Source organism: Acinetobacter sp. GFQ9D191M, from assembly GCF_011174875.1.
Classification (GTDB): domain Bacteria; phylum Pseudomonadota; class Gammaproteobacteria; order Pseudomonadales; family Moraxellaceae; genus Acinetobacter.
Window position 1 is genome coordinate 21,569 of the sequence record NZ_JAALGV010000095.1, and the last position, 6,556, is coordinate 28,124.

Below are 6,556 nucleotides of genomic sequence, written 5' to 3' on the forward strand. Positions count from 1 at the left end.
CTCTTTTAGCTTAAATCAGGCTAGTGCGGATCTCCAGACTGCGTAACAGGGTTTTGGTCACCGGAGTTTTGGCACAAATCTCCAGAATTTTCTGCTGCAAAGCCGAATCATGAGTAATATCGAAACTTAAGCGTCGTTCAATCCATTCCTGTCCTTCTTTATTGGCAAAGAATTCTGCTTCAACCTGAAATTCGCCCAGTTCAATGTCCTTATGCTTAGCATACATGCGTAAAGTAATCATGGTGCAAGAGATCAGACTGCCTAAAAGCAGATTATAAGGTGCAGGACCCGCATCCTGCCCGCCGAAGGATTCAGGTTTATCGGTCAGATAATGATGCTGACCATGACTGATTTCTCCCTGCCACGGTATGGTTAAGCTCTGTATTTTGGCAATTGCGATATGGGCCATACTGATCCTTTATTCTTATGGTTATATGAAAGATTTATCGAGAAGCACGCATATGTTCCGGAAATGCCGGTGCTTCCATACGTGGGCCATCATAGCTTGGAATGGTGCCAAAACGCGGGTGTCCCATCATCCACTGTTCACGGGCCAGCTTCAGTTCCTCCACATCACGACCAACCAGATTCCACCACAATAAAATAGGGCTTTCAAACGGCTCTCCACCAATCAGCAAGACTCGTCCACGCGCATGAATTTCAACATCTACATGCTGCAATCCGGGTTCAAGAATCACCATATTATCTTCAGTCAGTTCATGCCCATTAATACTTGCCAGACCCTCAAGGGCCATAAAGCCATATTCAAATCTTGGATCTAAACTCAGACGAGCACGGGTACTTTCAGCAGCGAACAGATCCACCCCCAAAAGCTCGGTATGCACTTTAACCGGGGATTGTGTATTTAGGAATTCCCCGACCAGGACCGTACATTGAATGCCTTGTTCTTCGATCACGGGTAATTCCGGATAATGATCAAACGCCGGGGCCATATTGATCTTGTCATCAGGCAGAGCGATCCAGAGCTGGGCTGCATGCATTTTGGTTTCAGTTTCCGGTGAAACCTCTGTATGCAAAATGCCATAGCCTGAAGTCATCAGATTGACCTGTTTCGGCCGGATCAATTGCCGGTTACCCAGACTGTCGCTGTGCATCATGGTGCCTTCAATCATCCAGGTAAAAGTTTGTAGGCCAATATGCGGATGCGGTCCGATATCCAGACCATCTCCCTGAGGAAACTGAGTAGGACCGGCATGATCCAGAAAACACCAGGCGCCAATCATGCGTTTATGCCGACTCGGCAAGGCGCGTTTAATGACAGTTCCCTGCCCGATTTCTGCACGCCGTAAAGGAACTTCCTGTATGAACTGATTGATATACTTTTCACAATCATCTGAATTTGACAGTTCAATATCATTATTATTCGACATGGTTGAGCTGACCTCGGCAAGTTCATTCTGGCTGTATGCTGAATCAAGACATCTTTCCCTGATCATCACAAGATGTCTACCTCATACAACAATGTACCGCGTCTACCCACAAAATCTATCTTTAGAAATATTTCGATACGTATAAAATGTGCTACTCATCAGAACAGTTCAAATACTTAAAGGCTTCAGTCTTCCAAATCCTGTAATCAAGATCTTGGTGATGAATCATATAATCATTCAAGCACCTTACATCAGTTCGTTTAAATCAACTTATTCATCATGCTCATGTTTCACGTGAAACGCTCATTTTTATTGATATAAATGATTAAAATCAGCAATCTATAAAAATGTGATCCGTATAGCTTCATATTTACAAAACAAAAATTTTGTTACGTTTTCTTTTTAAAATTCGTACTACCCCCTGATTCTAGGGAGATTTTTTTTTATTCATTTGGTCCATAATAGGACCCAATAAAAATAAGATTGGATCAGGACATGTCATCCTCGAATGAAAATATATATTCAACGGCGAATATGTCTTTTCAAAACTCGACCACAGATAGATCATTAAAGTTGGCCGAATGTGATCTGCAAAATCGCCAGTTAATTGAAGATGCGCTTGTACATCGCGCTGCACCTATTCCTGCGCAATTCCAGCAGTACTTTTATAACTATCTTTATGTGCATCGTCATCAAAATCTTCGCCAGATTAATTACATGGCGCAGATCGCCTTTTTGCTGTATTTCTTTGCCGATATTTTTATTATTCCTGACATGTTTTTCCTGTCTGGCCTGATCCGGGTATCACTGGTCATTGCTGTCATGTTTTGCTGCTATTACCTGTTTAAGCATCAAAAGAATATCCGGGTTCTGGACATGATTTTGCCTGTGGGCACGACTGTGGCTGCAGCGACCTGGATTAGCCTGCTCCTGCTGTCGAGTAGCCCGCATGTGTCAACTTATATCTATGCCTCTGCGATCTTTGTTTTAATTACCAATCTCTGTGTACAGACCGAGTTTAAGGGTGCGCTGTATTGTTCTATTTTTATCGCCCTGTTTATCATGATTGGGGTGACTCATCTCATGAGTCTATCGCAGGCCTTTATTTTCGCCGTTGTTTTCACGCCTCTCTGGGCGTTTAGTATTTATATCAACTGGAATAATATCATCAACATACGGCGCTCTTTTTTACGCACTTTGCTGGATGAATGGAACTATCAAACCTTAAAAAATCTTGCTCATACTGATGATCTGACGCAGTTATTTAATCGTCGTCATTTTGTGGATATGGCGGAACGTTCAATCCATCAATGGCCAAAGCCTGCCAGCACCTGCCTATTGATGTTTGATGTCGATTATTTCAAGAGAATCAATGACAATTATGGCCATGATGTGGGTGACCGGGTGCTACAACTGATTGCTGAAATTACCCGTAAAGAAATGCGCTCTAGCGATGTACTGGCACGTTTTGGTGGAGAAGAATTTATTGCCTTGCTGGAAGATACCCAGCTACAGGACTGCCTGATGATTGCAGAACGGATTCGCTGTTCGATTCAAAAGCAGGTGATGCACATCAATTCTGACCAGAAAATCCAGTTCACGATTTCTATCGGTATTGCTGAACTTGAATCTCCGCAACAGGAGCTTGAAGACCTGATTAAGCATGCAGATATTGCGCTTTATGAAGCTAAGAAAGCGGGAAGAAACCGGATTCGGGTCTATCATCCTAATATGCTGCAACCGACTAAACCCCTATCTCCAAATCCCTGGAATGTATTTAAACCTTTGAATAAACAGGAGCAGTCTGGCGCTCATCATAAAGCGAAACAATCTTGGTCTGCTTTGTAAGTTGAGAGCAAAATCAAGATTATTAGACAAGAATTTAAGAATTAGACCTAAATCTGTTTGGGATGCTTTTCAAATAATTTCTAAAAGAATAGAATATTTTTCATACAAATATAAATATTCATCTTATTCATTTCTTTGGATTTAATGTGGGAAGGCGATATGCCAGATAAATATGAAGAAGAAGCTCGCCTCCTGCTTCAGGATGCCCTTCACGATCCTCTTGTTCGTATTCCTGGGTCTTTAAAACCTGCCTACTTTAGGCATCAGAAACAGCTCACTCTAAAATATTTGTTGTAGGTAAACCTATTTGCACAGGTGGCATATGCCTCCTACACCCTTGCCGATATTCTGGTACTGAATGACATTATGAATTTGCTCATTCTGACCAAACTAGGCTATACCTTGGTGATCGTGCTGATAACCATCTGGATGTATCATTTTTACCGGAATTTGCCTGTATTTGACCTGCTGTTGCCGACCTCGATTATCGGAGCAAGTGCAATCTGGTTTTTTAATCTAAACCAGTCTGAAAGTCCGCATACGCTCATTTATCAATATGCTTCACTGGTATTTATTGTCCTGGCCAATTTATGTGTACAGATCCGCTTCTGGCCTAGCCTGATTAATTCCGGTCTGATTACACTGGTGATTTATATCGGTGTGTATTTCAATACCCAAGCTAACCTGTACCAGATGTTCTTGTTTTCCCTGATCTATATGCCGGTTTTGACTTTCAGTTTATATATCAGCTGGAACTCTACACTAAAATCCCGTTTGGTATTCCTGCAACACACCCTGAATGAATATCACCGTCAGACCTTTGAAAATCTCGCCCATACTGACTCGCTGCCAGGCCTGAATAATAGACGCTGTTTTAAATATCTGGTGCAACAGCTGATCCGAAAGAATCTTAAACAGCCTGCTCCAATCAGTTTGCTGGTCTTTGATGTCGATCATTTTAAGCAGATCAATGACCGTTATGGGCATGATGTTGGAGATCAGGTACTCCAGATGATTGCGCAGACCACACGTAATGAAATGCGGCGCCATGATGTGCTGGCACGGTATGAAGGTGAAGAATTTATCGCATGCCTGCCTGAAACTTCACTGGATTGGATGATGCGTTAAAAATTGCCGAATGTTTAAGACACAAAATCGAAAATATTGTGGTCAATCTGGAACATGGGCATCGTCTTGATTTCACCGTTTTAATTGGTGCGGCCATTCTGGAAAGCAGTGAAACGGATTTAATGGCGCTGATTAAACAGGCTGATATTGCCCTGTATCAGGCTAAAGCCAATGGTCGGAACAGAGTGGAATGTTATGACCCTGAACTGGATCAGAGCTTGCTTGGAGAGCTTCAAAACTGGCAGGTTAAACCGGCTTAAATTCATTTGAAAGATAATAAAAAAAGAGCGCCGAAGCGCTCTTTTTATAAGGATATATCTGAACCGTCAGACACTGCCGCGAGCACAGCTCTTGGCATAATTTAGGCAAGAAGCGTTGCTTCTTGAAATCCCTAAATTACTCCCATTCAATTGTTGCTGGTGGCTTAGATGAAACGTCATACACCACACGAGAAACTTCAGCAATTTCGTTCATGATACGTGTAGAAATACGGTCAACCAAGTCATATGGCAGATGTGCAAAACGCGCTGTCATGAAGTCGATAGTTTCAACTGCACGAAGTGCAATTACCCATGCATAACGACGGCCATCACCGACCACACCCACAGATTTCACTGGTTGGAATACGGCAAAAGCTTGAGCAGTTTTGTCGTACCAGCCGCTTGCACGAAGTTCTTGCATGAAGATGTCATCAGCAAGACGAAGAATATCTGCATATTCTTTTTTTACTTCACCTAAGATACGAACACCAAGGCCTGGACCTGGGAATGGATGACGGTAGATCATGCTGTGTGGCAAGCCTAGAGTTGTACCCAATTTACGTACTTCATCTTTAAACAGGTCACGCAATGGTTCAACCAGGTCAAATGCCAAGTCTTCTGGCAAGCCGCCTACGTTATGGTGTGACTTGATAACATGTGCCTTGCCTTGTTTGCTGGCAGCAGATTCAATCACGTCTGGATAAATCGTACCTTGTGCAAGGAAGGTTACGCCATCGAGCTTACGCGCTTCTTCAGCGAAGACTTCGATGAATTCACGACCGATGATTTTACGTTTTTTCTCTGGATCAACTTCTCCAGCCAATGCAGAAAGGAAACGATCTTCAGCATCAGCACGGATCACGCGGATCCCCATGTTGTCTGCAAACATCTGCATCACTTGATCGCCTTCGTTCAAACGAAGCAGACCGTTGTCTACAAATACACAAGTCAACTGATCGCCAATTGCCTTGTGTAGAAGTGCAGCTACAACTGATGAATCCACACCACCTGAAAGACCTAACAATACTTTTTCATCGCCAATCTGTTCACGAAGCTGTTCTACACGCAGGTCAATAATATGTTCTGGTGTCCACAGACCACGACACCCACAAATCTGGTGTACGAAGTTAGACAGTAATTCTGCACCTTTCGAAGTATGTGTTACTTCAGGGTGGAACTGGATCCCATAGAAACGGCGAGTTTCATCAGACACCATGGCAATCGGGCAGCTTGGCGTGCTTGCAGTCACCTGGAAGCCTTCTGGAATACGTGCAACCTTGTCACCATGACTCATCCAGACATGCAGCTGGTTTTCACGGTCTTGCAGCTGACCAATCAGCTGGTCACGTACCACGATATCCACTTCTGCATAACCGAACTCATGTACACTACCTGGCTCAACTTTACCGCCAAGCTGTTCACACATGGTTTGCAAGCCATAACAGATACCCAGTACAGGTACACCTAACTCAAATACCACTTGCGGCGCACGCGGGCTGCCTTCCAGGTGAACACTTTCAGGTCCACCAGACAAGATGATACCGTTTGGATTAAATGCGCGAATGTCTTCTTCAGACATGTCATAGGCATACATTTCAGAATATACACCAGCTTCACGGACACGACGTGCGATGAGCTGACTATATTGAGAACCGAAATCCAGAATCAGGATACGATCTTCAGTAATTTGAGTATTGGTAGTCATGACAAACAACTATGAAAGGCAAACGAAAGATAAGCGCCGTATTCTAGCATTTTTATTAGGTTTAAGCACACTATTCCCATCAGCATAATAATTAAGCAGTTTATTTTTTTAAATAGAATAAAGCTTTTGATTCAGTAGAAGAGTCCTCCCTTCTCTCCACGGAATTCAGCGTATTTACGATATTACGATATTACGATATTACGAGACCTCTTGCGAAAGTAAAA

Annotated in this window: 6 protein-coding genes; 3 read left to right on the forward strand and 3 right to left on the reverse strand. The window is 43.0% G+C overall.

Features of this window, described 5'->3' with window-relative positions; all coding sequences use genetic code 11:
* Window positions 1-10: 10 nt before the first annotated feature.
* Both G5T77_RS13570 and G5T77_RS13575 read right to left on the reverse strand, forming a co-directional pair.
* On the reverse strand, window positions 11-409 hold the full coding sequence (locus tag G5T77_RS13570; RefSeq protein WP_166138982.1) for an OsmC family protein: 399 nt from the start codon (window positions 407-409) through the stop codon (window positions 11-13).
* 34 nt (window positions 410-443) lie between these two features.
* Window positions 444-1,391: a pirin family protein gene (locus G5T77_RS13575; protein WP_166138984.1), complete on the reverse strand. Its 948-nt coding sequence runs from the start codon at window positions 1,389-1,391 to the stop codon at window positions 444-446.
* Window positions 1,392-1,886: 495 nt separating this feature from the next.
* On the opposite strand from G5T77_RS13575, the gene G5T77_RS13580 reads away from it, so the two are divergent.
* The 3 genes from G5T77_RS13580 (at window position 1,887) to G5T77_RS17240 (ending at window position 4,627) form a co-directional block, all read left to right on the forward strand.
* Window positions 1,887-3,239: a GGDEF domain-containing protein gene (locus tag G5T77_RS13580; RefSeq protein ID WP_166138987.1), complete on the forward strand. Its 1,353-nt coding sequence runs from the start codon at window positions 1,887-1,889 to the stop codon at window positions 3,237-3,239.
* Window positions 3,240-3,554: 315 nt separating this feature from the next.
* The gene (locus G5T77_RS17470; protein WP_346773773.1) at window positions 3,555-4,367 is read left to right on the forward strand and encodes a GGDEF domain-containing protein; all 813 of its coding nucleotides are present in this window, start codon (window positions 3,555-3,557) and stop codon (window positions 4,365-4,367) included.
* The gene (locus G5T77_RS17240; protein WP_252719422.1) at window positions 4,352-4,627 is read left to right on the forward strand and encodes a diguanylate cyclase; all 276 of its coding nucleotides are present in this window, start codon (window positions 4,352-4,354) and stop codon (window positions 4,625-4,627) included. The genes G5T77_RS17470 and G5T77_RS17240 overlap by 16 nt, the downstream gene beginning before the upstream one ends.
* Before the next feature lie 136 nt (window positions 4,628-4,763).
* Here the strand turns inward: G5T77_RS17240 and guaA are convergent, their stop codons facing one another.
* Window positions 4,764-6,332, reverse strand: coding sequence for a glutamine-hydrolyzing GMP synthase (guaA, locus tag G5T77_RS13590; RefSeq protein WP_108675629.1), 1,569 nt, complete (start codon window positions 6,330-6,332; stop codon window positions 4,764-4,766).
* Window positions 6,333-6,556: the final 224 nt, after the last annotated feature.

Bases quoted from the DNA above. Each gene is read 5' to 3' on its own strand.
- G5T77_RS13570 (WP_166138982.1), bottom strand. From the start codon at position 409: ATGGCCCATATCGCAATTGCCAAAATACAGAGCTTAACCATACCGTGG.
- G5T77_RS13575 (WP_166138984.1), bottom strand. From the start codon at position 1,391: ATGTCGAATAATAATGATATTGAACTGTCAAATTCAGATGATTGTGAA.
- G5T77_RS13580 (WP_166138987.1), top strand. From the start codon at position 1,887: ATGTCATCCTCGAATGAAAATATATATTCAACGGCGAATATGTCTTTT.
- guaA (WP_108675629.1), bottom strand. From the start codon at position 6,332: ATGACTACCAATACTCAAATTACTGAAGATCGTATCCTGATTCTGGAT.